The following is a 23,629-nucleotide window of genomic DNA, read 5'->3' as shown; positions in this document are numbered from 1 at the left end:
AAGAAAGTGGGAAGCGCCCACCCTCTCTGTTTTATTTGTTTAAGTAAGGCAATAGAAAGCCATATCCTGCTTCTTCCATCTCATCCTTGGCTACAAAACGCAAGGATGCAGAATTAATACAGTAACGAAGTCCACCTAACTCCCGAGGCCCATCTGTGAAAACGTGTCCCAAGTGAGCATTTCCTGAGCGAGAACGAACTTCGATACGCTCCATCCCGTGACTCAAGTCCTGGTAGTAATGAATGAGTTCCTTGGAGATAGGTCGGCTAAAACTTGGCCAACCACATCCTGAGGCAAACTTATCCTTGGCAAAAAAGAGTGGCTCACCTGTCGTGATATCTACATAAATCCCTTCTTCAAAGGTTTGGTCATAGGCATTATTAAATGGAGTCTCTGTAGCAGCTTCTTGGGTGACACGGTAAGACTCTTCTGATAAACTTTTCCTTAACACTTCTTGACTAGGCTTTTCATAATTTGCTGCATCAATCAATGGCTTCTCAGCATCGGTCACATCGATATGACAGTAACCCGAAGGATTTTTCTTAAGATAGTCTTGGTGGTAATCTTCAGCCAGAATGTAGTGGCGAAGTTTCTCCACTTCTACTGCAATCTTTCGACCCAGCATGCGTTCCTGCTCCTGCACCACTGTGTAGATAGCTGGCAAGTCTGCTTCATCCTGGTAATATATACCGGTCCGATACTGACGTCCACGGTCATTCCCTTGTTGATTGACTGATAATGGATCAATAACACGGAAATAATAAAGTAAAATCTCTCTAAGTGACACTGCCTTCTCATCGTAAATCACTTGAACCGTTTCTGCATGGTCTGTTTCTTTGAGCAACTGGTAATTGGTCGTTTCGACTTGACCATTAGCGTAGCCGACACTGGTTGTTAGCACTCCAGAAATGCGTGAAAAATATTCCTCTAGGCCCCAAAAACAACCGCCTGCTAGATAAATTTCTGCCATCTTAATTTCTCCTTTATCAAGTTCTTTGACTAGACTTATTTTCAAAAAAAGGATAGGAAGCCCTCTGGTCGAGAGTTTCCCCATCCTATCTGCTATTCTTTATTTTGCTTCTACACGGACACCTTGGGTATCAACTTTCAAGTCATGAAGTTTTCCTTTGAAAGGTTGCTTTTCCAATTCTGCCTTAATCGTTGGCATCTTGTCATGAGAAGCCAAGACCATAACTGTCGGCCCAGCACCAGAGAGGTAGGTTGCATAGGCACCATTTTCTTTGGCCACTTGTTTAATCGTCGCAAATTCTCTCACCAAGTCCCGACGATATCGCTCGTGAAAGAGGTCTCCCTCGATTGCTTGCCCAGCGGTCACCATGTCTCCTGCCAACAAGGCCGCAACCGCCACATTGGCGATAGAACTAGCTGCAACAGCTTCTTTGTAAGACAATTTCTTAGGCAAGACACCTCGGCTATCGCGAGTACGCAATTCATAGTTTGGAATGTAGGCTAGGAAATCACACTCTGGAAAATCTGCTACGATAGCAGAGACTTGTCCTTCAACGGAACTTGCAATAACGAGATTACCATAGATGGCTGGAGCCACATTGTCAGGATGGCCTTCAATCTTAGTTGCCAACTGCAATTTTTCATGGTCTGACAAGTTGAGCTGGCCCAGTTGGTTGGCTAGTTCAATTCCAGCAACAATAACCGAGCTAGAAGAACCCAAACCACGCGCCAAGGGAACATCACTGGTCATTTTCAAACGTCTTGGTTGCAAGTCTGGAACAATTTGCAAAGCGATTTTGAGCAAGAGATTACGCTCGTCATGAGGAATCCATTTGCCAATCTGGTGTTCAATCAGCCACTCATCTCGTTCTTCGCAGACCTCAATTTGAAGATACTTAGTTACAGCTACACCGACCGAGTCAAATCCTGGCCCGATATTGGCACTGGTTGCAGGTACAATAATCTTCATCTTATTCTCCTAGCACCTTGAAGGTATTCAAGAGGTCGAATTCTGAAACCTTCTTCAATTCAGCTGAGACATTTTCCAGCTGGGCTTTATTAATCTTGTGTGTGATGATCACAACACGCGCCTTGTCACCCTCTTTTCCATCTTGGAGAATTTGCTTGAAGGAAATATCTTGAGCATTAAAGATTTCAGCAAGTTTCAAGACCTGACCTTTTGAGTCTGGAGCCAAGATTGAGAAGTAGTAATTTGCTTTGACATCCTCTGGATTAGCCAAGACCAAGTCACGGCTATATTCGTTGAAGTCTTTACCAATGGTACCATCATTCAAGCGACGAACGATACGGACAATATCTGCTACAACACTTGTTGCAGTTGGTTTTTGACCAGCACCTGGTCCGTAGTACATAGACTCACCAATACCGATAGATTCTACAAAGACAGCGTTCATTACACCATTCACACTGGCAAGTGGGTGTGCTTTAGGAAGGAAGGTTGGAGTCACTTCTGCAGCAATACCTGAAGGAGTTTCTTCGATAGAACCAACCAATTTCACTACATAGCCAAGATCTTGGGCTACAGCTACGTCTTCTGGTGTGATGTTGCGGATTCCCTTGTGGGCTACATCGTCAAAGGCAACCTTCATGCCAAAGGCAAATTGGCTCAAAATAACCATCTTGTAGGCTGCATCAATCCCATCCACGTCATTTGTCGGGTCGCTTTCTGCAAATCCTAGACGTTGCGCTTCCGCAAGAGCATCATCGTAATACCATCCTTCTTCCACCATCTTGGTCATCATGAAGTTGGAAGTTCCGTTAACCACTCCAAGAACACGCGTGATCTTATCAGAAGCCAAGGAATTTGCTAGAGTGCGAAGAATTGGAATCCCACCAGCTACTGCTGCTTCGTAGTAAAGTGCTACATTGTTGGATTTAGCGATTTCTAGCAATTCTGCACCATGGACAGCCAAAAGGTCCTTGTTAGCAGTAACAACGTGTTTTCCAGCTTCCAAGGAACGAGTGATAAAAGTCTTAGCAGGTTCGATACGTCCCATTAATTCCACTACGATTGTAATGTCTTGGTCTGATAAAATGTCATCCACATTGGTTACAAAGTTAAAGTCATTCCCTGCTGCAAGCAAGCGATTCTTTTCATCTTCATCCTTAACCAATACCTTAGCAACTTCAATCTCTGAATGTGCTGATTGATTGATTTTTTCTCCATTTTCCTTTAGGAGGAAGGGCACACCACTTGCAACGGTACCGAATCCTAGTAAAGCAATTTTAACTGTCATGTTTGTCTCCTCGAAATTTTCTAATATAGCCATTATAACAGAATTTTGTGAAAATTCCTATCATAGTAAATCACTATTTCAGTCTAGAAAAGAAAAAAAACGAATCTGATGATTCGCTCTTCCTAAAATCTAGAAATAATTTTCCAGAAATGATTATCCAATTTTTTGCAGATTGATCACTGCATCGTGATTCATCAAGACTTGACCATACTCCTGCAAGACTGAACGACTGATATCACTATCTTCCGCAAACTCGCGCATACGAGCCAAGAGCCAAGCTGGATATGGACTTGGATGATTTTCAATATCCACTAAAATAGTCAAATAATAGCGCTCATTCATTTTGTAGAGTTCAGAAGTTTCCATCTCAAAAGTCACTGTCTTGGCAAAAGCCACTAAGTCAGCCAACTTAGAAAAAGAAAGGATGTAGTAGATGTAAGGCTCTTTCTTGCTCTCAACTTCTTGTTCAGCCTGCTCCTGCTCTTCTTCCTTGGCTTCTACTTGCTCTAGAGATTGAATCGCTTCGATATCATCCTTGGTTTTGTCCGCGATGCTTTTTTCCAAGGTTTTGATAAATTCATCCGGCGACATTTGGGCCAATTCTTCCATATCTGGTAAATCCGATAAATCTTCAAAATCTAGATTTTGGTCAATCTTTGATTTAGTTACAAAGACATCGACCTTATCCGGTTTTGGAGTCACACGGAAGCTCAACATACCTGTATCCAAAAAGCTCTCAGGCATCTCTAACTCATCCAAGATAGCATAAAAGAATTCTTCTGTTTTTTCTTGAGGAACAAGAAAGTCAGCAATCTCCATGCCACGATCCATCAAATCCTCTAAAGACATCGTGATTTTCAAAGTTGTATCACTAATTTGTTTCATTTTCATTGCTAGTAACCTCATACTTTCAGTTCTATCTATTATACTAGATTTTTACGATTTTATCAAAAGAAGGCTCCTCTATCAGGCTAGATTTTCCCGAGAGTCATTACTCTAGAAATCTCAAAAGAAAATTTCTGCTGACAAATAGAAAAAGTCTTCAAAATCAAACTTCTTGTCTGACTTTGAAGACTTGATAATATCAGAATGATTATAATTTAAAGGTTGCTACACCGAGGATAGAACGGTTTAAGTTTCGAAGAATTTGAAGACTTTGCTCAAATTTCTTATAACGAGTTACTCCATATTCTTCAACAAGAAGGACTGTATCTCTTTCTAAAAGAGAAGGTACATCTTGTAAATCTACAAAATGCATTCCTTTCAAAGCCTCTTGATTTTGTTTCAATTTATCTAGGATAGCTTTATTTGAGCTAACGATAGTCAACTCTTGTCCAGCATTTTTGTATGACAAGACATCTGCTAGGTTGGCAATTGTTGTAATCTCTGTTACAAAATCAATTTGATATTGAGAAAGATCACCTGCTCTATTGATTGTTGGATTAAAGAGATAAACTAACACATTTCCCATCACAACCAAAATCACACAAACCACTCCAATAACAGCTAAACGAAGAATCAGATTTTTCACATTTAAGCCAAGCGCTGTTTCACCATTTGCATTCAATTCCTTAGAGTTGATGGTTTCCAATTTTTCAATTTTTACATTTGCATAGGTGTGTTTAAATTTCTCAATCAACCCATCAATTTTTTTCTCTAACAAGTCATTGGCATCTTTACTTGGTGTCAAAATTTTCACACCAACCCCTGCATCGTCAATCATATAGTAGACTGTCAATTTTTTCCACCAATAGTCACTTGTAGAATTTTTCAAGGTTGTCTCTGTCGTATCCAATTCACTGGCAATTTTTTTCAACTCACTGGGTTCTACATCATTAAAAAGATAAGCCCCATTCAAATTCCCATCAATCAATTTTCCGTAGAAATCACTATAACCACCAATTTGATGATTCAAAATCGTTTTAGATGAATCTTCTGGAGGGGTAATTTTATAGCTGATATAAGTTGAATAACTTGTTGTGTCTTTGACAGTGTTTTTATTCTTAACTGCTTTAATTGTAAATGGTACAGCAATGAGAGCAAATAAAGCGATGAGAGCTAGAATATTTGTTTTTCGTTTTTTGTAAAGATTTGCAAACAAATCAGCTACTGAATAATGTTCAAACATGATTTTTTTCTCCTTTGTTTAGTAGATACTGGTTTTCTTTTGTAAGCATTTTCGCTACAAATAGAATCACAAGAACAATTCCCCAGAATTGCATTGTAAATAGATTGAAGAAACTTTCTGAAAAGCTACTTCTAGGCATAAAGAATAAATTATTTAAGATGAGTAGGGACAAGGCAAATAGGATTGTTCTTGAGCGATAGGCTACTTGTAGCATAGCTATAAATAATACACCGAGTAAGAGACTAAGTAGAAAGACTCCTATCATACCATAGTCTGTATACAACTCCATGATATAACTACTTCCGATACCATGTCCTTTCAGGTACTCCTTGTTCAAAACAAGATAGGATAGATTATGGGCATAACTATTACTATCAATAGCTAGCTCCACACTATTGGTTGTATGTTCAAAGGCTTTTCCTCCGAAAATAGCCCCCAAACTTCCTCTTGCAAAATAATCAAGGACAGGACCAAAAGTGAAATTGCGTAAATCTCGGTAAGGGAGGCTACTGTTGAATAGAAAACCTCGAGCCAGAACTCCAAAACTAGTCCCTTGTTTATAGATAAAGTCAAGCAGGATATCCCAGAAACCTGTATGAGAAACCTGGACATTATCCCGTACATAATTGAGCACTCCCATCGCTAACATGAGAATAGGAGAACCTACAAAAATCGCTAACTTTTCTTTAAATCCAATCCATTTTCCTTTTTCAGTTTGCTCCCGCATAAAATAATAAACAAAAGCAAATAAAATACTTAAAATAAAGGGATTTCGTGTCCCGATTGCCAAATGAATGGTATTAGCTGCAATAAAGGAGACAAGCACTGCTGTTGCCTGCAATTTCTTAGGTTTCGTTGCCAAATACATACACATTGCATAGACCGTAAAGGTTGATAAGATATAGGTAAAATAAGGAAGTTTACTTTCAAAGTTCGCATAGTAGGCATAGTAGGAAGTCTGCAAGCGATACAGGAGCCGTTCAAATAATCTAATGAAATAGAAAGGATAGGTTAGAAGAAAAACTCCTAGTGATACAAAGCGTAACCGCTTGATATAAACCTCTTTTATAGAATTTCCTATATTTGCTACTTTTATTTTCTTCCTAGCTATGAAGTAACGAGCCAGGACGCCTCCTATGGTCAAGCCCAGAATCGAAACCATGACAACTATAAAGGCAAAACGATAGGCTATCGGATGATAGGTATCCAAAGCCCCATCTCTAAAATAATCAATGGTCGGCCTTGATACCAGAAATACAAAAATAGTTAAAAAGAAAATAAAATGGATTAAGTAATACTTGATATCATTCCAACAAGCAATTAAGCTACTAACCAGTAAGAACAATAAAGTAGAAAGCAAGCTAACATTGTTATTATTAAACAGATACACAATTCCACTTACTAGCGTCAAGGCATAGCTGACTATGGTCAAACTAAATAATAATCGTTTCCCATCAATCACTTGCTCACCCCCGTTCTAATGTAATTTTTTAGATTTTTCAATATTTTTTAGTAATAAGAATCGGTATAAGGAAATATTTATGAATAGAGCCAAAGCACTAATTCTTCTCCCCTTACGGAAAATTGGATTCCTAGCAATAGTAAAGGCATGGCCTTTTAAAAAACGATGAATCTGAGAATAGGCTTCAAATTGTTTATACTGATCATCTAGTAACATCTTATCCAGAATAAAAAAGTAGGCATAGGCCAATCTGAAAAAAGCAACCTCTTTCAAATCCGGATAGTTTTTCACAACTTCATTGTAAAACTTTTGGTAGATATCAATATAGGCTAAATCCTTCTCTGCATAGGGTTTAGTCGTAATACTATCCCCTCTATGGAAATAGTAATAATAGGGTTTGGTATTAACAACGTACTTCTTAGCCAACTTGATTAAATCAAAATGATAATAAGCATCTTCATAAATTAATCCCTTTGGAAAGGATAGGGGAGTTGCAATCTGTCTCTTGATTAGCTTATTGCAAATCGTTCCAGGGATTTTTTCACCTATGAGGTATTCCTTTAGAAATGTTTGAGAATCACAGACAAAATAGTCATCCTGATTGGCTGATTGTGGACTTTCATCATTAGCATAGACATTCATGACACCACAGCTCGAAACATCGGCATCTTCTTGAATTATTTGCTCATATAAGCTCTGAATCATTTCTGGATGGATATAATCATCTGAATCAATAAAAATCAGATAATCCCCGTGAGCCTGCTTCATTCCATCATTTCGCGCTTGCGACAAGCCTTCGTTCTTTTTATGAAGAACTGACACCCTATCATCTTGTTTAGCGATTGCATCACACAAGCCACCACTCTCATCTCTTGCACCATCATCAACAAGAATGATTTCCAGATTCTGATAGGTCTGCTTCTGAATGGAAGCTATCGATTTTTCTAGGTACTGCGCCACATTATAGACTGGCACAATGACACTAATTAATGCAGTTTCCATGCTACTCCTCTAATAGTTTTTCTACTTGTTCGATTTGTTTGGCAATTGTAAATTGCTGAATGAATTGACTAGCCTCATTGACATCGAAGTTTGAAGCAGAGGTCATGTAGTTCGTAATTGCCTGAGCTGCCTCTTGATTGCTCTCAATGATTTGTCCAAATCGTCCTTCTTGGGATAATTCCTCAGCCCCTCCGACATCCGTAGAGACAAAAGGAAGTCCCAGACTCAAGGCTTCCACATACACTCCAGGAAAACCTTCTTGTTTAGACATAGACAAGAGAACTTTCATCCGAGACAAATACTGGTATGGATTTTTTTGATAACCAAGGAAATGTACATAGTCTTCAAGCTCATATTCTTTGACGCGTTTTTTCAGTTCCTCATCCATATCACCAGCCCCTATGAAGTAGAGATGATAGTATTTTCCCTCTTGGTGTAATAATCGTATCACTTCCACCACACGGTCAGAACCCTTATTTTCCTCAATCCGTCCGATAGTACAGATACTTTGAGGCGCAATCTCGATATCGATCCTCTCTTGAGATTTTTCTAGAATACTCTTAAAATCATATCCATTGTAGACCGTCTGTAATTTCGTAGCATAATCTGGATAGACTTCCTTGATAGAATGACTGGTCTTTTTAGAAATTCCTACAATGGTATCCGCAGCATCCAACTGGCGTCTATGTGATTCTCTTTTTGAACTATCCTTAAGAAATTCTTCGATACTTCCATGAATCCAAGAGATCTTCTTGACTTCTTTTCTTTTAGAGAACAAAAGTGGAGGATTCATAATGGTAAAGGAAACTTCAACATCATAGTCATCTTTCACCAGTAAGCGACGTGTCAATCTTGGAAAATAAATTCTCATTCTCCACAAAAAAGCTCGTAACCATCTAGCTTGGCGGTAATCCTGAAGGGATTTTAAAATGCCTACATGCTTGGGAACAGATTCGTATCCCTTGTCAAAGTGCTCCATTTCAAGAATATCAATATCATACTTTTCTGGATTCAGATTTGAAACAATTGTCGACAGAATCTTCTCTGCTCCACCCCCGAGAGAAAAAGACCACATAAAAAATAAGATTTTTTTCTTAGCCACCATATTCTCCCTTGTATTCTGTATAAGACTTATCCATATCAGCGATGACAGCATCATGATGTGGTACTTGCTTGTCTGCTGGTGGAGGCGTCATATAATCCCCAAAAGCAGTGCTGAGATAGGCATCGTAGCCAACTGGAATAGGCATCTCTGTCTCTTCAAATGGCAAGAAGAGATTATCTTCAAACGATTCGATTGGGTACTTGTTTCTCATGTAACCAGGACCCGAGCATAATTCCGTGATTCCATCGCTCTCAGCTAGACTGTACTTGGTCATTTCTTTTTCAGCTTTTTTCCAAATGCGATAACGGAGAGATTTGGGAGTCACACCCAGTAAAATACGGCTTCCCCATTTCATAAGTGCACCATGCTTTTCTGGAATAGTTTGGGCACAAAAGAGTGAATAAATCAAGGCCCAGCGAACCTGTTTCTTTCTCTCAGCTGGATTTTTCGGATAATAATCCAAAGGCAACACATCCAAGGCCAGACCATGTGGTAAATTCAAATCTTTCTGGTAAGGTTTGATACAGGTAGTTTCCTTGTCACGAATGGTAATAAAAAGATTGCGGTCTACAAAATCCTTGTTACTCTTTGACAAGAAATAACGCTCATCTGCATAACGAGACCATAATTCTGCTAATTTCTCATAATCTTTACGGGGCATAAAAAAGTCTAGGTCGTCGTCCCAAGGAATGAAACCCTTGTTTCGAAGGGCACCAATAGCACCTCCACCACAAAGATAACAAAGCAAATCATGTTCTTTACAAAAGGCCACAAAATATTCAGCCATCTCCAGACTACGAGCCTGAATTGCTTTTAAATCAGTCATATTGTTCATTATTCTTTCTATCGTATCGTTCCATTATACCACAAATAGGGGGTGAAAATCTATTGAAGACTGTAAAAAATCAAAGCCTGACTGCTATCCAAATAGCTATCAAACTTTGATTCTTCTGTCTTATCTTATCTCAAACCCATCTGAGACAATTTATTCTGATATTTGTTTTGATCGACAAGCAAGCCCAAGCCTCCATAAACATCATAGGCATCTACCCAGTCACCCAGTTCTGGAATCGTCAATTTTTCAATGCCATTTTGAGCTCCGTCTAGGAAAGACAAGCCATTTGTTAACAGGAAGGTATAAGGAACATTCGTTGAGGTCATTGCGAATACCTTGCCAAGTGCCTCTGAGCCTGTAAAGAGCTTGGTTGGATCTTTGATTTGCTGAAGAACTGCTGTCAGTACTTGTTGCTGTCTTTTGGTACGGCCGTAATCCGCCTCATCATCATCACGGAAACGAGCATAATTTAGCAAGGTCGAGCCATTCATCTGCTGTTTTCCGACTTTGATGGTTTGGGTTGGAGACTCAGTCTCAGTAGCGTGTAAATCATCTCCTACTGTAGCTTCTGTTAGTTGGCGCCCATTCAATGTTGAAAATTGAGCATCAATTGTCACCCCATCAGGGAAAAGTGTGTCAATCGCTGTAGCAAAGGCCTGAAAATCGACCAAGGCATAGTACTTAATGTCCAAATCAAAATTATCTTTCAAAACTTGACGAACCATTTCTGCCCCTTTTTGCCCCTCTTGTTCTCCTAACTCATAGGCTACGTTTAACTTGTTATCCGTCTGTTTTCTACCGTTAATGACTTGGCTATAACCGTCTATATAAACCAAATTGTCACGCATGAAGCTGACCAGCTTAATTTTCTTATCCGAGCCGCCAACATTTAATACCATAATAGAGTCCGTCCGCGTCTCAGCACTGTTCTGGCCGATTCGCCCATCAGTACCCATGATCAAGATATTAACTCCATCTCTGGTATCTTGACCATTAAAAACTTCTACTTGAGCTGCCCTGGCATTGGCAATTTTATCTGGATTAGCATTGGTATAACCTTTCAAGAACATAAAAATCATACCCAATGCCAGACAAGCTAAGATAGCCAGTAAACCTGCGAAAATACGGCCCCATCGTAGCTTCCGCTTTTTAGTTTTTTTCTTTGGAAGAGAATTGATTTTCTGGTATCTCTCAGAACGACTACGGCTATTATAAGAAGGAATCGAAGTGTTAGTACTTGTCTTTCTATAATCTTCTGTCAATTCCTGACTTTCTGAGGGAGCGTCACTACTTGCCCTATTTAATTTGTCTTGCAAGTAAGCAAACTCTTTTTTTTCTCGCTCATTGAGGTAATGAATATTCTTAAAAAGATAGTCATAACGCAACTGCTCGTGATGGCTTAAGGGATTTTCTTTACTCATCTTCTCTCCTTTCCATGGTCTGATATTGGATAAATAGGATAGGCACCCAGAACCTTATACTGGATTCCTATGGCTTCTAATTCTTTTTGGGCAAAGTGGACCAAGTCCTTATCAGCATAGTCCACATCGATAATGAAAAAGTATTCTCCCAGTGCTGTCTTGAGTGGCCGACTTTCAATTTTTGTCAGGTCAATTCCTCTCCAAGCAAAGGTCGACAGGGCCTTGTAGAGTGCACCTGGAAGGTTGTCAGGTAAGGTCAAGGCCAAACTCATTTTTTCAGTTTGTGCTTGCAAGGGAATAGCTGCACCTTCAGCTCCCAGAACCCAGAATCGTGTGAAATTGGCTTCCATTTCCTGAATATCCTCAGCAATTAATTCTAAGCCATATTCTTCAGCAGAACTTCTAGGCGCAATTGCTGCAAAGGGCTGGTCTGGATGTTCGGAAATAAAACGGGCCGCATAAGCTGTACTAGCTGTTACCTCGATTTGGGCCTCTGGATACTGTTCATCGATGAATTTCTTTCCTTGAGCCAAGGCCTGTGGATGTGAAAAAATCTTTTCAATCTTAGTATGGCCTGGAACCACCATCAACTGCTGATGAATAGGCTGAACGATTTCTGCCACTGCTTGGATGCGAGCCTGATGAAAAAGGTAGTCCAAGGTTTCATGAACACTACCTTCGATAGAATTTTCAACTGGCACCACAGAATAGTCCACCAAGCCTTGCTCATAGGCCTTGATGACATCTGTAATGTTGGCAAAGGCCTGCAATTCCTCATGAGGAAAAGCTGTCTGCACAACGTGGTGTGAAAATGATCCCTTGGGACCTAGATAAGCAATTTTCATCTCAGTTCCTCTATAATTTCCTCTGGGCTTAACTTGGTCACATCCAAAATCAGACTAGCCACTTCCTCATACCAAGCCTGTCTTTCTTGGAAAATAGCTGCTAGTTCTTCCTTGCTATTATTTAGAAAAAGAGGGCGCTGATTGTCCTTATCAGCTGCGATACGGTGGTAGAGGGTTTCAAAATCGGCTTTCAGGTAGATATTATCAGAATTGGTTTTGAGTAAGTCGCGATTTTTCTGAGAAACGACTACTCCTCCACCAGTTGAGACAACTTGATCTCTTTGTAGTAAATCAGCTAGGACTTCTGACTCTAACTGACGAAAGGCTTCTTCTCCCTTTTCAGCGAAAAAATCCGCGATAGACATGCCTAGGCGTTTCTCAATCAAGGCATCCATATCAAGGTAGTCTGGATCCAAGCCTCTAGCGATGGTGGATTTGCCAGCCCCCATAAATCCGAGTAATACCTTAGCCATGAATCAGGTTCTCCAAATCATCAAAGAAGCTAGGATAACTGGTATTGATGGCTTCTGCACGGTCAAGATCCACTTCTCCATCTGCAACCAAGAGGGCTGCAATGGTCGTCATCATACCAATACGGTGGTCACCAAAAGTATTGACCCTAGCACCGTGAAGGGCTGATTTTCCTTTGATAATCATTCCATCTGCTGTAGGTGTGATATCCGCACCCATGCTATTTAAAGCGTCTGCCACAACCTGAATGCGGTCTGTTTCCTTGACCTTAAGTTCCTCAGCATCCTTAATAATCGTTACACCTTGTGCTTGGGTCGCAAGTAGGGCGATAATTGGCAATTCATCAATCAGGCGTGGAATCAAGGCACCGCCAATCTCTGTTCCTTTCAAGTCAGAAGACTCAACAGTCAAGGTTGCAGATTTAGCGACTGGATCAATTTCAGTTATGTCTAGTTTTCCACCCATGGCACGAATGACATCGATAATACCTGTACGCGTTTCATTAATACCAACATTTTTCAGCACTAGACGAGAATTTGGAACAATCAAACCTGCGACCAGCCAAAAGGCTGCACTAGAAATATCTCCTGGAACAACCACCTTTTGTCCTGTCAATTTTTGCGGTCCTTGGACTGTGATTTTCTTGCCCTCCACACTTAAATGACAACCAAATTGTTGCAACATATCTTCAGTATGATTACGCGTGCACTCTTTTTCGATAATAACTGACTTCCCCTTAGCTTGTAAGGCTGCAAACATCAAGGCTGACTTGACTTGGGCTGAGGCAATTGGCAACTCATACTGAATAGGGGTTAGGTTTTTCGTTCCTTTTAAGTGAAGGGGAGGCAAGTCTCGCTCAGTTTGCCCTGAAATGCTGACTCCCATTTTTTTCAACGGAATAGTCACACGATCCATAGGACGTTTGGAGAGACTATCATCTCCGAACATTTCAACTTCAAAGTCTGCACCGGCAAGGACACCTGAAATCAGGCGAATCGAGGTGCCCGAATTTCCCATATCAAGGGCATTTTGTGGCGCTTTTAAGCCATCCATGCCTACACCTTGAATGGTAATAACCCCATCTTTATCCTCAATTTCAACACCAAGATCACGAAAGACTTGCATGGTCGAAAGGACGTCTTCGCCACGTAATATATCATAAACCTTGGTCTCACCCTCAGCCAAGCTTCCAAAGATAATGGAACGGTGACTGATAGATTTGTCACCTGGAACTCGTATACTGCCGTGTAAGTGGCTAATGTTTGTTTTTAGTTTCATACTGGACCTCATACTTGCAATACTTTTACTTATTTTATCATAAAAAGCCAGAAATTCCTTAAAAATTCCTGACTTTAGAATTGTTATTTTCTTATTTTAGCAATTCTGAAACTGGTTCGAAAACAATTTTTTCAATGTCAGAAAGGTAAATTGCCAATTGTTGTTGCTTGGTAAAGAATTCTGACAATAGGTTATTTCCCTGAATCTGCTTGCCAAAGTTTTCCATCTTAGCTTGGAAGGAAGCGTCTGGCATTTGACCTGTCTGTGCCAGTTTTTGAATTTCCTCTTGAAAGGCAACATATTCTGTAAAGATTTTGCTTGCCTCAGCATCTGCTGCAATCGCATCTTTAGCTGCTTTGACAGCCTTGTATTCTGGTAATTCGCGTAGACCACGACTGAGGTCGTTTGCACTATCGTAAATATTTGACATAATTTTCTCCTTATTTTATGACGACTGTGTAGTCGGTATTTTCTGTTATTAGATGCTCCGCTCTTTCCAAGTCTTGAGCATTTTTAAATGAAATTTGTAGGATCCCGTGAATATCTTCACGGTTTTCCTCGTTGATATGAATATTGACCAAGGAAGTTCCACGTAGCAGTTCCAAAATCCGCAGGATGACATCTTCTTCATCGGGAACATCGACATAGAGGTCATAAGAGCTATCCACACCACCACGCTTATGAATTTCCATGGCCTGACGTTGTGCACGCGCTTGGTTGAAAAAGTTCCAGATTTGGTTTTCATCACCCTTACTGATAGCTTGTCCAATCTCGTCCAAACGCTCCTTGAAATCCTCAATTCTATCTAAAATTGTTTCACGATTGGACAAGAGAATGGAGGTCCACATACCTGGTTCGCTTTCCGCAATTCGGGTCATATCTCGAAAACCACCTGCCGCAAAGCGCCTTGCCATCTCATGTTCTTGAGCATAGACCGCGGTCTGCTCCATGAGACTAGAAGCCAGAATATGAGGAAAATGGCTAATCTGAGAAGTGACACGGTCATGCTCCTTGGCATCAATCTCGATAAAACGAGCATGAAGACCTGAAAGCAAGTTCTTCATTTCCTCAAGCGTATCATGATTTGTCAAGCTAGAAGGTGTGAAGATATAATAGGCATTTTCAAAAAGATTGACATCCGCAGAAGCAGCTCCTGTCTTGTGACTACCAGCCATGGGATGAGCCCCGACAAAGCGAACAGGCTTACCAGCTAAATACTGCTCCGCTGCATCTACAATAGCTGACTTGGTCGAACCAGCATCTGAAATAATGACACCTTCTTTCAAGCCCAAGTTGGCCAACTCCTTAATAAAGGAAATGGTTTGCTTTATTGGCAAGCTGAGAATGATGATATCTGCCAAAGGAGCAAAACTAGCAAAATCATCTGTTGCACGGTCAATCATGCCTTCTTTCAAGGCAATATCTCTCGAAGCTTGACTGCGATTATAACCTAAAATTTCATAATCTGGATGATCGCGTTTGATACCAAGTGCCATCGAGGCACCAATCAAACCAAGACCTGCGATATAGATTGTTTTTGCCATAGGAACTCCTTAATAGTTCTTTGTATAGTCTCGGTGTTGGGCTACCGCTTCTTTTAATTCCTCTAGATTGTCTGATGAGAATTTTTCTAGGATTTCTTGTGCCAGAACCGTTGCCACAACGGCTTCCATGACCACTCCTGCAGCTGGAAGGGCGGTCGGATCACTTCTTTCCACAGTTGCCTTGTAAGGTTCATGGGTTTCGATATCCACACTCATAAGAGGTTTATAAAGAGTAGGAATGGGTTTCATGACGCCACGAACAACGATCGGTTGCCCATTGGTCATACCACCTTCAAAGCCGCCAAGATTGTTAGTACGGCGAGTATAGCCGTCTTCTTTAGACCAGAGAATTTCATCCATGACCTGACTGCCCTTACGGTAACCAGCCTTAAATCCAAGACCAAATTCTACCCCCTTAAAGGCATTGATAGAGACAACAGATTGGGCCAATCTTGCATCCAATTTTCTGTCCCATTGGACATAGGAACCAAGACCAACTGGAACACCTCCAACGACTGTCTCCACAACCCCACCGATGGTATCACCGTCACGTTTGATTTGGTCAATGTAGTCCTTGATTTCCTGTTCTCTTTCTTGGTTGACAATAGAAACTTCAGACTGGGCAGCTCTTTCCTTAATCTCAGCAACTGTGAGATTCTCAGGAACATCGATTTCCTTGCCACCGAAGACTACGACATGATTGGCAATTTCCATATCCAGCTCAGCCAAGAGGCGTTTAGCTACTGCCCCAACTGCCACCCGCATGGTGGTTTCACGAGCAGATGAGCGCTCCAAGGAATTTCTCAAATCATCAAAACGGTACTTGATGCCCCCAACCAAGTCGGCATGACCTGGACGTGGATGAGTGATTTTTCGTTTGCTTTTAAGGCGGTCTTCAATGTCCTCTGCAGACATGATATCCAGCCATTTTTGGTGGTCCTTATTGATAACATCCATGGTAATAGGAGCCCCAGTCGTCTTCCCGTGACGAACGCCCGAAGTAAAGACAACCTGGTCACTCTCAATCTTCATACGACCACCGCGGCCGTATCCACCCTGACGACGTTTCAAATCCTCATTGATGTCCTCTGCTGTCAAAGGAAGTCCTGCTGGAATTCCTTCAATGATAGCCGTCAGACGGGGACCGTGTGATTCTCCTGCAGTTAAATATCTCATACGTTCTCCTTATTTTACCAAGTAGTCTTTCATCTCTTCCAGAGAAACTGGGTGGATGGTTGCAGAACCGAGCTCTGGCACCAAGACCAATTTCAAGGTATTGCCACGCGCCTTCTTATCATGAGTCAAAGCTTGATAAAGCTTATCTACATCCCAGTTTTCATAATCAACAGGTAAGCCAAATTTCTGACACATAGTTGTAATGGACTGGGTAATGCCAGCTGGCATGAGGCCTTTTCCCTCAGCAACTTTGGAAATCTGCACCATTCCCATGGCTACAGCCTCTCCATGCATGACCTTACCATAACCAGCAGTCGCTTCAATAGCATGACCAATAGTGTGGCCAAAATTGAGGTAAAGGCGAACACCATTGTCCAACTCATCCTCAACCACCATCTTGCGCTTGACCTGACAAGAATGTTCAATCAAGGTCTCTGCATATTCCAGTATGCTCTCTACAGAACCATCCAGCTCCGTCAAGAGAGTCCATAGTTCTGGATCCTCAATCAAGCCATACTTGATAACTTCACCCATCCCTTCAATCAACTCTCTTTTTCCAAGCGTTTCAAGAACAAGTGGGTCAATCAGAACCCCATCTGGTTGGGCAAAGGTCCCTACCATATTCTTGGCAAATGGAGTGTTAACACCCGTCTTTCCACCGATAGAAGAATCCACTTGGGCTGTCAAACTAGTCGGAATCTGAACAAAATGAATACCCCGCATATAGGTAGAGGCTACGAAACCAGCCAGGTCCCCAACGACACCACCACCAAGAGCCACGATTCCATCGCTACGAGTCAGATCTTGCTTGACTAAAAATTCATAGACTTTCTGGACAGTAGTTAAATTCTTTCTTTCTTCCCCTTCCAAAAAGTCAAATACCGCTACCTGAAAACCAGCATCTTCTAGGCTGAGCTTAACCTTCTCTGCATAAAGAGAAGCTACATGGTTATCTGTCACAATGACTACCTTTTGCGGTTGCCAGAGTTCTCGCAACCACTGACCAGCCTGAGCCAGACAACCTTTTTCAATCTGAATATCATAAGGATGATGCGGAATATCGATTCTGATTTTCATAGGAGAATCTCCCTTTCTTTATTGGTATTTTTCTGTTAAAGACTGCCAAATTTCTTCTGTTGGCATTTCCTTGCCTGTCCACAGTTGAAAAGCTTCTGCAGCTTGATAGAGCAACATTCCCAGACCATTGACCGCTGGATTGCCCTGACTTCTAGCCCATTTCAAAAATGGTGTTTCAAAGGGTTGGTAAATGATATCTGCTACTAAGAGAGTTTCTGGTAAGACTATGCTTTCTGGAACTGGAGAGGATTGACCATCCATCCCTACACTGGTGGCATTAACAAGTAAATCCGACTCAGCAATCCTTGCTTGCAGTTCAGGAACATCTTCTAAAGCATACAAGTCCACTTTAAAGCCTGTCTGCTCCTGTAACTTGGTCAGGTAAGGTCTTGTTTTTTCCATAGAAACTGAACGAACAAAGAGCGAAATCTGACTGACGCCATCCAAAATAGCTTGTGCCAGAATGGATTTAGCCGCACCACCTGCACCCAGCAGGGTCATCTTCTTACCTGAAATTGTAAAAGAAGGCAAGCTCTTAAAAAATCCCTTGCCATCTGTATTATATCCGATTAAATTGCCATTCTCATTGACAACCGTATTGACCGCACCAATTAAGCGCGCTTCATCGCTCAGTCCATCCAAATAAGGAATCACTTGCTCCTTATAGGGCATAGAAAGGTTAATTCCAAACATCTGGTAGCGACGAATATTGGCAACCGTTTCTGCCAAGTCACCCACTTCAATCTCCCAAGCCACATAAGCACCATTTGTAGCTGTCACCTCAAAGGCCCTATTGTGAATAAAGGGGGAAATAGAATGCTTAATAGGATTGGCAACAACGGCAGCTAAACGTGTATAGCCATTAAGCTTCATCCAAAATCTCCCGAATTTTTTTCATGTTGGCTAGAGAAATCTGACCTGAGGCACTGGCCTCATCTAGACTAGCAAAAGACCAGCTAGAACCAGTCACATCCGCAGTGATACGAGAAACCTTACCCACCTTGCCCATAGAAATGGTCACATACTCCTGCTCAGGATTGAGGGTTTTAAAACCTCGTGTATAGTTCATCAAGTCTAGCACATCCTGCTCCGTGTGAGCCATCACCGCAACCTTAACAAGTTTTGGATTTAAGCTCGTCAACTCTGACAAGATTTCCATCATGTTTTCAGGTGTTTCTTGGAAATTATGGTAACTCAAAATGAGATTCGGAAAATCCAGCATTTCCTCAAAAACATCCTTGTAGCTATAGTACTCAAAATCAATATAGTCTGGTTGATAGAGTTGCGCTACTTCCTTGATTAGATGGATATATTCTTCTGGAGAAAGGTCGATTTCTCCCCCTTCAGAGCGAGTTCTCATCGTGAAAACCAACTCACGGCCTGCGAATTTTTCAAAAATAGCTGGAGCTACTTGCAAAATCGCTTCCTTAGGCAGATAGTCGGCACGCCATTCAATGATGTCGGCATCCAGATACCTCGTGGCATCCAGAGCCTGAGCTTCCTCTAAACTTCTTGGCATTACTGAAACGATTAATTTCATTTACTAACCTTCATACTAATCACCTTGAGGTAATTACTACTTTCATCTTTTTTATTATAGGCGAAATCTGCTGGAAGACCGTATTTGTTTAAAATCTGGTAACTTCTTCCTGCAAAGCCTTTATCAATTTGTTCTGTAAATTTCTGGCGGGAAACATTGGCAGCATTGGTACTGGCAATGATAATTCCTCCCGCATTTAAAATCTCAAGACTCTGGGAAATCAACTTGTGATAGTCCTTGGCCACAGAAAATGTTTGTTTTTTGTTCCGAGCAAAGCTAGGCGGATCTAGGACAATCACATCATAGGTCAAGCCTTTTCGCTTAGCATACTTGAAATATTCAAAGACATCCATGACTATAAAACGATGGTCGTCTGTGCTGATTCCATTGGCCTGAAAATGCGCTTGAGATAATTCTCGTGAACGTTTGGCTAAATCAACAGAAGTTGTCTGGCTAGCTCCTCCCATGGCTGCAGCTACTGAAAAGGCTGCTGTATAGGAAAACATGTTGAGCAAGGATTTACCCATGGCCAAGCCGTCAACCAAGCTCCCACGAACCTCATGCTGGTCTAGAAAAATCCCTGTCATCAAGCCATCATTCATGAAGACTTGATAAAGGACACCATTTTCCAGAACAGTGAAAAAGTCAGGTGCTTCTTGACCAAAAACATGGGAAGATTCATAGTCCAATCCCTTAAATCGAATCTTCTCATAGGCTCCTAAAACCTCAGGAAAAACCTGTCTAAAGGCTTCCGAGATAACCTTGCGAATCTGATAAACATAAGAGTTATACCAAGAAAAGACGGCATAATCACCATAAAGATCCACTGTCAGACCCCCAAAGCCATCTCCCTCTTGGTTAAAGAGACGAAAGGCAGTTGTTAAATCATCTTGATAGTAGGCTTTTCTCTTTTCTTTGGCTTTTCTAAACAGCGTTTCAAAGAAAGCTTGATTGAAAGTCACCTTGTCTGTGCTAACAAACCAGCCCAAACCCTTGTTTTGCTGAGAAAGGTAGGCAGTCCCAATAAAGTTTCCATCTTGACTATGGACTTCTACTTCCTGATCCTTGAGATCGATATTCTCAAGATCGCTAGCTTCTAGTAAAACTAGCCCTTTAGCGAGCTTCTTTTCAACCCGCTTGCTGACTCTTATTTTATTCATAGTCCCTATTATAGCAAATTTTATGACAATTCTCAAAAAAGAAACTACCCTTGCTTTTTTACTCTAGTTTTAAAAAATGGTATACTAATACTAATAAAAACTTAGGAAGTAATTGTGTGAGAATCAATTTTAACAAAATCCAAAAAGCCATGGGTACCAGACTGGGTTTTGTCCTAACCCTTTTAATCCTCTATTGGGTTAAAACCTTATTAGCCTATATCGTTGACTTTAATTTAGATATTCAATTGGGCAAACTGCAGGGAAATTACCTTGCCTTTATCGCCTTTTTCAATCCCCTTCCTTTGGGACTCCTCCTGCTGGCTCTAGCCCTCTATGCTCGCTCAACCAAGGTCTTTTACAGTCTTAGCATAGCTATCTATAGCCTTTTATTCATTTGGCTCTATTCCAATGTCTTTTACTATCGAGAATTTAGTGACTTTATCACGGCTAATACCATGAAAGTGGTCAGCAAGGTATCTGTTGGGACTGCGGAACTAGAGTTACTGCGTCTTTGGGATTTCATCTATTTTATGGATTTCCCACTGTTGGCTTATCTTCTCTATAAAAAATGCATCCAACTGGATAGAAGACCTTTCAAATTCCGCTCCAGTGTTGCTATCACTGCTCTCTCAGCCCTGCTCTTTTCTGCTAATCTTTTCTTGGCTGAAATTGAGCGTCCCGATCTCCTATCGCGAGGATTTTCCAATTATTATATTGTCCGTGCCCTCAGTTTGCCAGCCTTTTTAGGTTATAGTGCCAACCAATCCTACAGCGCCAACAAAGAACGTGCTAAGGCTTCTGAGACTGACCTTCAACCTATTACAGACTATATTCAAGAACATTCTGCTAAGCCCAATCCAGACTATTTTGGTTTAGCCAAAGGGAAAAATGTGATTTATCTCCACTTGGAGAGTTTCCAGCAATTCCTGCTTGACTATAAACTCAACATAGATGGAACTGAGCATGAAGTCACTCCCTTCCTAAATTCCCTCTACCATTCGCAATCAACCCTAGGCTTTTCGAATATCTTTAACCAAGTTAAGGCTGGTAAAACCTCAGATGCGGAAACCATGCTGGAGACCGGTTTGTTTGGACTTGACCAAGGTTCTTTCATGGTCAACTATGGAGGTACCAATACCCAGCAAGCAGCACCTTTTATCCTATCAAAAAATGGCTACCAATCAAGTGCAGTCTTTCACGGTAATATCGGGACCTTCTGGAATCGAAATACAACTTACAAGCAGTGGGGCTACCAATACTTCTTTGATGCTTCCTACTTCACCAAGCAAGACAGTAGCAATTCTTTCCAATATGGTTTAAATGATAAAATCATGATGAAAGATTCTATCCAATATCTAGAGCACTTGCAGCAGCCTTTTTATGCCAAGTATATCACGGTGTCCAATCACTATCCCTATGCTAGCAATCTGACGGGCGATGAGCTTGGTTTCCCCTTGGCCAAAACCAAAGATGAAACGATCAATGGCTACTTCCAAACAGCCAACTATCTGGACAGTGCTATCAAGGCCTTCTTTGACTATCTCAAAGAAAGTGGCCTCTATGAAAATTCCATCATCGTCATCTACGGAGACCATTATGGCATTTCCAACTCTCGCAATCCTGACCTAGCACCCTTGATTGGCAAGACTTCTGAGAACTGGTCGAATTACGACAATGCCATGTTGCAACGGGTGCCTTTTATGATAGTCATGCCTGGCTATGAAAAAGGGCAAATCATCAATACCTACGGTGGACAAATCGATATCTTACCGACTCTCGAACACCTCCTTGGTATTGAGTCCAGTTCCTTCCTTCAAGTAGGACAAGACCTTCTGTCTCCAGATCATCAAGAAATCGTGGCCTTTCGGACTGCCAATTCCTTCGTCACACCTAAATACACCAGTTATGACGGACGAACTTATTATACTGAAAGTGGTTTTGAAATCAGCAATCTTTATGAACAAGCTCAAACTGAACTGGAAAGCGTTCGTCAGGCAACTAGCCAACAACTGAAAATCAGCGACCAGATTCAAACTGGTGATTTGATACGTTTCTACCAAGCAGATCATCTTGGAACAGTTGATACTGAAAGTATTTCTTACCTCAATTCCTTACCAATTCTGCAAAAGATTGAACAAGAAAAAGCTAGTCAATCAACTAGTCTCTTTAGCCAAAGACAAGGTAAAACCAGTACTGACCTTTTCAAGGCGCCAAGTTACCAAGAACTCCATCCCAAGTCTGCAGAAACTGAATCAAAATCACAATAAAAGGTGGCTGCGCAAAAAGCATTTAAAATCAGAAAAACGCATAATATCAGATGTGCTAAAATCGGCTCTTTGTCAACTGTAGTGGGTTGAAAAAAAGCTAATCTCGAGAAAGGACAAATTTAGTCCTTTCTTTTTTGATGTTCAGAGCGATAAAAATCCGTTTTTTGAAGTTTTCAAAGTTCCGAAAACCAAAAGCATTGCGCTTGATAAGTTTGATGAGATTATTGGTCGCTTCTAATTTGGCGTTGGAATAGGGTAACTGAAGTGCATTGACAATCTTCTCTTTATCTTTCAAAAATGTTTTAAAGACAGTCTGAAAAAGAGGATGAACCTGCTTCAGATTGTCCTCGATGAGTCCGAAAAATTTGTCAGGTTTCTTATGTTGAAAGTGAAAAAGCAAGAGTTGATAGAGATTATAGTGGTGTTTCAAGTCTTCTGAATAGCTCAAAAGCTTATCTAAGATTTCTTTATTGGTTAAGTGCATGCGAAAAGTAGGGCGATAAAAACGTTTATCGCTGAGTTTCCGACTATCTTGTTGAATGAGTTTCCAGTAGCGCTTGATAGCCTTGTATTCATGGGATTTTCGTTCAAACTGATGCATGATTTGGACACGCACACGACTCATAGCACGGCTTAGATGTTGTACAATATGGAAACGATCTAGAACGATTTTAGCATTCGGAAAAAGCTGTTTAGCCAAGTCATAATAAGGACTAAACATATCCATAGTAATCATTTTCACCTGACATCGAACGGCTCTATCGTAGCGAAGAAAGTGATTTCGGATGACAGCTTGTGTTCTTCCCTCAAGAACAGTGATGATATTGAGATTATCAAAATCTTGAGCAATAAAGCTCATCTTCCCCTTAGTGAAGGCATATTCGTCCCAGGACATAGTCTTTGGCAGACGAGAAAAATCATGCTCAAAGTGAAAATCATTGAGCTTGCGAATAACAGTTGAAGTTGAAATGGCCAGCTGATGGGCAATGGCGGTCATAGAAGTTTTTTCAATCAACTTTTGAGCAATCTTTTGGTTGATGATACGAGGGATTTGGTGATTTTTCTTTACTAGAGGAGTCTCAGCGACAGCC

Annotated in this window: 22 protein-coding genes; 1 reads left to right on the top strand and 21 read right to left on the bottom strand. The window is 41.0% G+C overall.

Going from position 1 to position 23,629, the window contains the following annotated elements:
• Positions 1 to 31 precede the first annotated feature (31 nt).
• The 20 genes from msrB to ADI86_RS10235 all read right to left on the bottom strand — a co-directional run bounded on the left by msrB (position 32) and on the right by ADI86_RS10235 (position 20,271).
• The gene (gene msrB / locus ADI86_RS10330) at positions 32 to 970 is read right to left on the bottom strand and encodes a peptide-methionine (R)-S-oxide reductase MsrB (RefSeq protein ID WP_049532941.1); all 939 of its coding nucleotides are present in this window, start codon (positions 968 to 970) and stop codon (positions 32 to 34) included.
• A gap of 99 nt (positions 971 to 1,069) precedes the next feature.
• Positions 1,070 to 1,939, bottom strand: a complete 870-nt coding sequence (gene thrB, locus ADI86_RS10325) for a homoserine kinase (RefSeq protein ID WP_049532940.1) — start codon at positions 1,937 to 1,939, stop codon at positions 1,070 to 1,072.
• Position 1,940: 1 nt separating this feature from the next.
• Positions 1,941 to 3,227 carry a homoserine dehydrogenase gene (locus tag ADI86_RS10320; protein WP_049532939.1) on the bottom strand — a complete coding sequence of 429 codons (1,287 nt, stop codon included), beginning with the start codon at positions 3,225 to 3,227 and terminating at the stop codon, positions 1,941 to 1,943.
• A gap of 153 nt (positions 3,228 to 3,380) precedes the next feature.
• On the bottom strand, positions 3,381 to 4,118 hold the full coding sequence (gene mecA, locus ADI86_RS10315; protein ID WP_049532938.1) for an adaptor protein MecA: 738 nt from the start codon (positions 4,116 to 4,118) through the stop codon (positions 3,381 to 3,383).
• A 202-nt stretch (positions 4,119 to 4,320) separates the two neighbouring features.
• The gene (locus ADI86_RS10310) at positions 4,321 to 5,355 is read right to left on the bottom strand and encodes a hypothetical protein (protein WP_049532937.1); all 1,035 of its coding nucleotides are present in this window, start codon (positions 5,353 to 5,355) and stop codon (positions 4,321 to 4,323) included.
• Entirely contained in the window at positions 5,348 to 6,817 is a 1,470-nt protein-coding gene (locus ADI86_RS10305; protein ID WP_049532936.1) for an O-antigen polysaccharide polymerase Wzy family protein, read from the bottom strand. Before ADI86_RS10305 ends, ADI86_RS10310 begins: the two co-directional genes overlap by 8 nt.
• A gap of 15 nt (positions 6,818 to 6,832) precedes the next feature.
• Complete coding sequence (locus ADI86_RS10300; RefSeq protein WP_049532935.1) at positions 6,833 to 7,819, bottom strand: glycosyltransferase family 2 protein; 987 nt, start codon at positions 7,817 to 7,819, stop codon at positions 6,833 to 6,835.
• A gap of 1 nt (position 7,820) precedes the next feature.
• Entirely contained in the window at positions 7,821 to 8,924 is a 1,104-nt protein-coding gene (locus ADI86_RS10295; RefSeq protein ID WP_080983238.1) for a glycosyltransferase, read from the bottom strand.
• The gene (locus tag ADI86_RS10290) at positions 8,914 to 9,759 is read right to left on the bottom strand and encodes a LicD family protein (protein ID WP_080983237.1); all 846 of its coding nucleotides are present in this window, start codon (positions 9,757 to 9,759) and stop codon (positions 8,914 to 8,916) included. Before ADI86_RS10290 ends, ADI86_RS10295 begins: the two co-directional genes overlap by 11 nt.
• Positions 9,760 to 9,884: 125 nt before the next feature.
• Complete coding sequence (locus ADI86_RS10285; RefSeq protein WP_049532934.1) at positions 9,885 to 11,180, bottom strand: LCP family protein; 1,296 nt, start codon at positions 11,178 to 11,180, stop codon at positions 9,885 to 9,887.
• Positions 11,177 to 12,025: a prephenate dehydratase gene (gene pheA, locus ADI86_RS10280; RefSeq protein WP_049532933.1), complete on the bottom strand. Its 849-nt coding sequence runs from the start codon at positions 12,023 to 12,025 to the stop codon at positions 11,177 to 11,179. The genes ADI86_RS10285 and pheA overlap by 4 nt, the downstream gene beginning before the upstream one ends.
• Entirely contained in the window at positions 12,022 to 12,498 is a 477-nt protein-coding gene (locus tag ADI86_RS10275; protein WP_049532932.1) for a shikimate kinase, read from the bottom strand. Before ADI86_RS10275 ends, pheA begins: the two co-directional genes overlap by 4 nt.
• Positions 12,491 to 13,774, bottom strand: a complete 1,284-nt coding sequence (gene aroA / locus ADI86_RS10270; RefSeq protein ID WP_049532931.1) for a 3-phosphoshikimate 1-carboxyvinyltransferase — start codon at positions 13,772 to 13,774, stop codon at positions 12,491 to 12,493. The genes ADI86_RS10275 and aroA overlap by 8 nt, the downstream gene beginning before the upstream one ends.
• A gap of 91 nt (positions 13,775 to 13,865) precedes the next feature.
• Positions 13,866 to 14,204, bottom strand: coding sequence for a YlbF/YmcA family competence regulator (locus tag ADI86_RS10265; protein ID WP_049532930.1), 339 nt, complete (start codon positions 14,202 to 14,204; stop codon positions 13,866 to 13,868).
• 10 nt (positions 14,205 to 14,214) lie between these two features.
• Entirely contained in the window at positions 14,215 to 15,318 is a 1,104-nt protein-coding gene (locus tag ADI86_RS10260) for a prephenate dehydrogenase (RefSeq protein WP_049532929.1), read from the bottom strand.
• A 9-nt stretch (positions 15,319 to 15,327) separates the two neighbouring features.
• On the bottom strand, positions 15,328 to 16,494 hold the full coding sequence (gene aroC / locus ADI86_RS10255; RefSeq protein ID WP_049532928.1) for a chorismate synthase: 1,167 nt from the start codon (positions 16,492 to 16,494) through the stop codon (positions 15,328 to 15,330).
• Positions 16,495 to 16,503: 9 nt separating this feature from the next.
• Positions 16,504 to 17,571 carry a 3-dehydroquinate synthase gene (aroB, locus tag ADI86_RS10250; RefSeq protein ID WP_049532927.1) on the bottom strand — a complete coding sequence of 356 codons (1,068 nt, stop codon included), beginning with the start codon at positions 17,569 to 17,571 and terminating at the stop codon, positions 16,504 to 16,506.
• Positions 17,572 to 17,589: 18 nt separating this feature from the next.
• On the bottom strand, positions 17,590 to 18,444 hold the full coding sequence (locus tag ADI86_RS10245; protein ID WP_049532926.1) for a shikimate dehydrogenase: 855 nt from the start codon (positions 18,442 to 18,444) through the stop codon (positions 17,590 to 17,592).
• Entirely contained in the window at positions 18,434 to 19,111 is a 678-nt protein-coding gene (gene aroD / locus ADI86_RS10240; RefSeq protein ID WP_049532925.1) for a type I 3-dehydroquinate dehydratase, read from the bottom strand. Before aroD ends, ADI86_RS10245 begins: the two co-directional genes overlap by 11 nt.
• A complete protein-coding gene (locus tag ADI86_RS10235) occupies positions 19,108 to 20,271 on the bottom strand; it encodes a class I SAM-dependent rRNA methyltransferase (RefSeq protein ID WP_049532924.1) in 1,164 nt (387 codons plus the stop codon). Before ADI86_RS10235 ends, aroD begins: the two co-directional genes overlap by 4 nt.
• Before the next feature lie 149 nt (positions 20,272 to 20,420).
• On the opposite strand from ADI86_RS10235, the gene ADI86_RS10230 reads away from it, so the two are divergent.
• Complete coding sequence (locus ADI86_RS10230; RefSeq protein ID WP_049532948.1) at positions 20,421 to 22,538, top strand: LTA synthase family protein; 2,118 nt, start codon at positions 20,421 to 20,423, stop codon at positions 22,536 to 22,538.
• Between the two features lie 97 nt (positions 22,539 to 22,635).
• Here ADI86_RS10230 and ADI86_RS10225 read toward each other — a convergent pair.
• A partial coding sequence (locus tag ADI86_RS10225) for an ISL3 family transposase (protein WP_049532923.1) occupies positions 22,636 to 23,629 on the bottom strand: 994 nt, incomplete at its 5' end.

This window comes from Streptococcus pseudopneumoniae, assembly GCF_001074975.1.
Lineage (GTDB): Bacteria > Bacillota > Bacilli > Lactobacillales > Streptococcaceae > Streptococcus > Streptococcus pseudopneumoniae_D.
Note: the sequence above shows the minus strand (reverse complement) of the source record. Positions and strands in the feature narration are given on the sequence as shown.

Excerpts from the sequence above, each read along its gene's own strand:
- aroA (WP_049532931.1), bottom strand. The coding sequence starts at position 13,774 with ATGAAACTAAAAACAAACATTAGCCACTTACACGGCAGTATACGAGTT.
- ADI86_RS10320 (WP_049532939.1), bottom strand. The coding sequence starts at position 3,227 with ATGACAGTTAAAATTGCTTTACTAGGATTCGGTACCGTTGCAAGTGGT.
- msrB (WP_049532941.1), bottom strand. The coding sequence starts at position 970 with ATGGCAGAAATTTATCTAGCAGGCGGTTGTTTTTGGGGCCTAGAGGAA.
- ADI86_RS10290 (WP_080983237.1), bottom strand. The coding sequence starts at position 9,759 with ATGAACAATATGACTGATTTAAAAGCAATTCAGGCTCGTAGTCTGGAG.
- ADI86_RS10260 (WP_049532929.1), bottom strand. The coding sequence starts at position 15,318 with ATGGCAAAAACAATCTATATCGCAGGTCTTGGTTTGATTGGTGCCTCG.
- ADI86_RS10245 (WP_049532926.1), bottom strand. The coding sequence starts at position 18,444 with ATGAAGCTTAATGGCTATACACGTTTAGCTGCCGTTGTTGCCAATCCT.
- aroD (WP_049532925.1), bottom strand. The coding sequence starts at position 19,111 with ATGAAATTAATCGTTTCAGTAATGCCAAGAAGTTTAGAGGAAGCTCAG.
- ADI86_RS10295 (WP_080983238.1), bottom strand. The coding sequence starts at position 8,924 with ATGGTGGCTAAGAAAAAAATCTTATTTTTTATGTGGTCTTTTTCTCTC.
- ADI86_RS10235 (WP_049532924.1), bottom strand. The coding sequence starts at position 20,271 with ATGAATAAAATAAGAGTCAGCAAGCGGGTTGAAAAGAAGCTCGCTAAA.
- ADI86_RS10230 (WP_049532948.1), top strand. The coding sequence starts at position 20,421 with ATGGGTACCAGACTGGGTTTTGTCCTAACCCTTTTAATCCTCTATTGG.
- pheA (WP_049532933.1), bottom strand. The coding sequence starts at position 12,025 with ATGAAAATTGCTTATCTAGGTCCCAAGGGATCATTTTCACACCACGTT.
- ADI86_RS10285 (WP_049532934.1), bottom strand. The coding sequence starts at position 11,180 with ATGAGTAAAGAAAATCCCTTAAGCCATCACGAGCAGTTGCGTTATGAC.
- aroC (WP_049532928.1), bottom strand. The coding sequence starts at position 16,494 with ATGAGATATTTAACTGCAGGAGAATCACACGGTCCCCGTCTGACGGCT.
- ADI86_RS10300 (WP_049532935.1), bottom strand. The coding sequence starts at position 7,819 with ATGGAAACTGCATTAATTAGTGTCATTGTGCCAGTCTATAATGTGGCG.
- ADI86_RS10265 (WP_049532930.1), bottom strand. The coding sequence starts at position 14,204 with ATGTCAAATATTTACGATAGTGCAAACGACCTCAGTCGTGGTCTACGC.
- aroB (WP_049532927.1), bottom strand. The coding sequence starts at position 17,571 with ATGAAAATCAGAATCGATATTCCGCATCATCCTTATGATATTCAGATT.
- mecA (WP_049532938.1), bottom strand. The coding sequence starts at position 4,118 with ATGAAAATGAAACAAATTAGTGATACAACTTTGAAAATCACGATGTCT.
- ADI86_RS10310 (WP_049532937.1), bottom strand. The coding sequence starts at position 5,355 with ATGTTTGAACATTATTCAGTAGCTGATTTGTTTGCAAATCTTTACAAA.
- ADI86_RS10275 (WP_049532932.1), bottom strand. The coding sequence starts at position 12,498 with ATGGCTAAGGTATTACTCGGATTTATGGGGGCTGGCAAATCCACCATC.
- thrB (WP_049532940.1), bottom strand. The coding sequence starts at position 1,939 with ATGAAGATTATTGTACCTGCAACCAGTGCCAATATCGGGCCAGGATTT.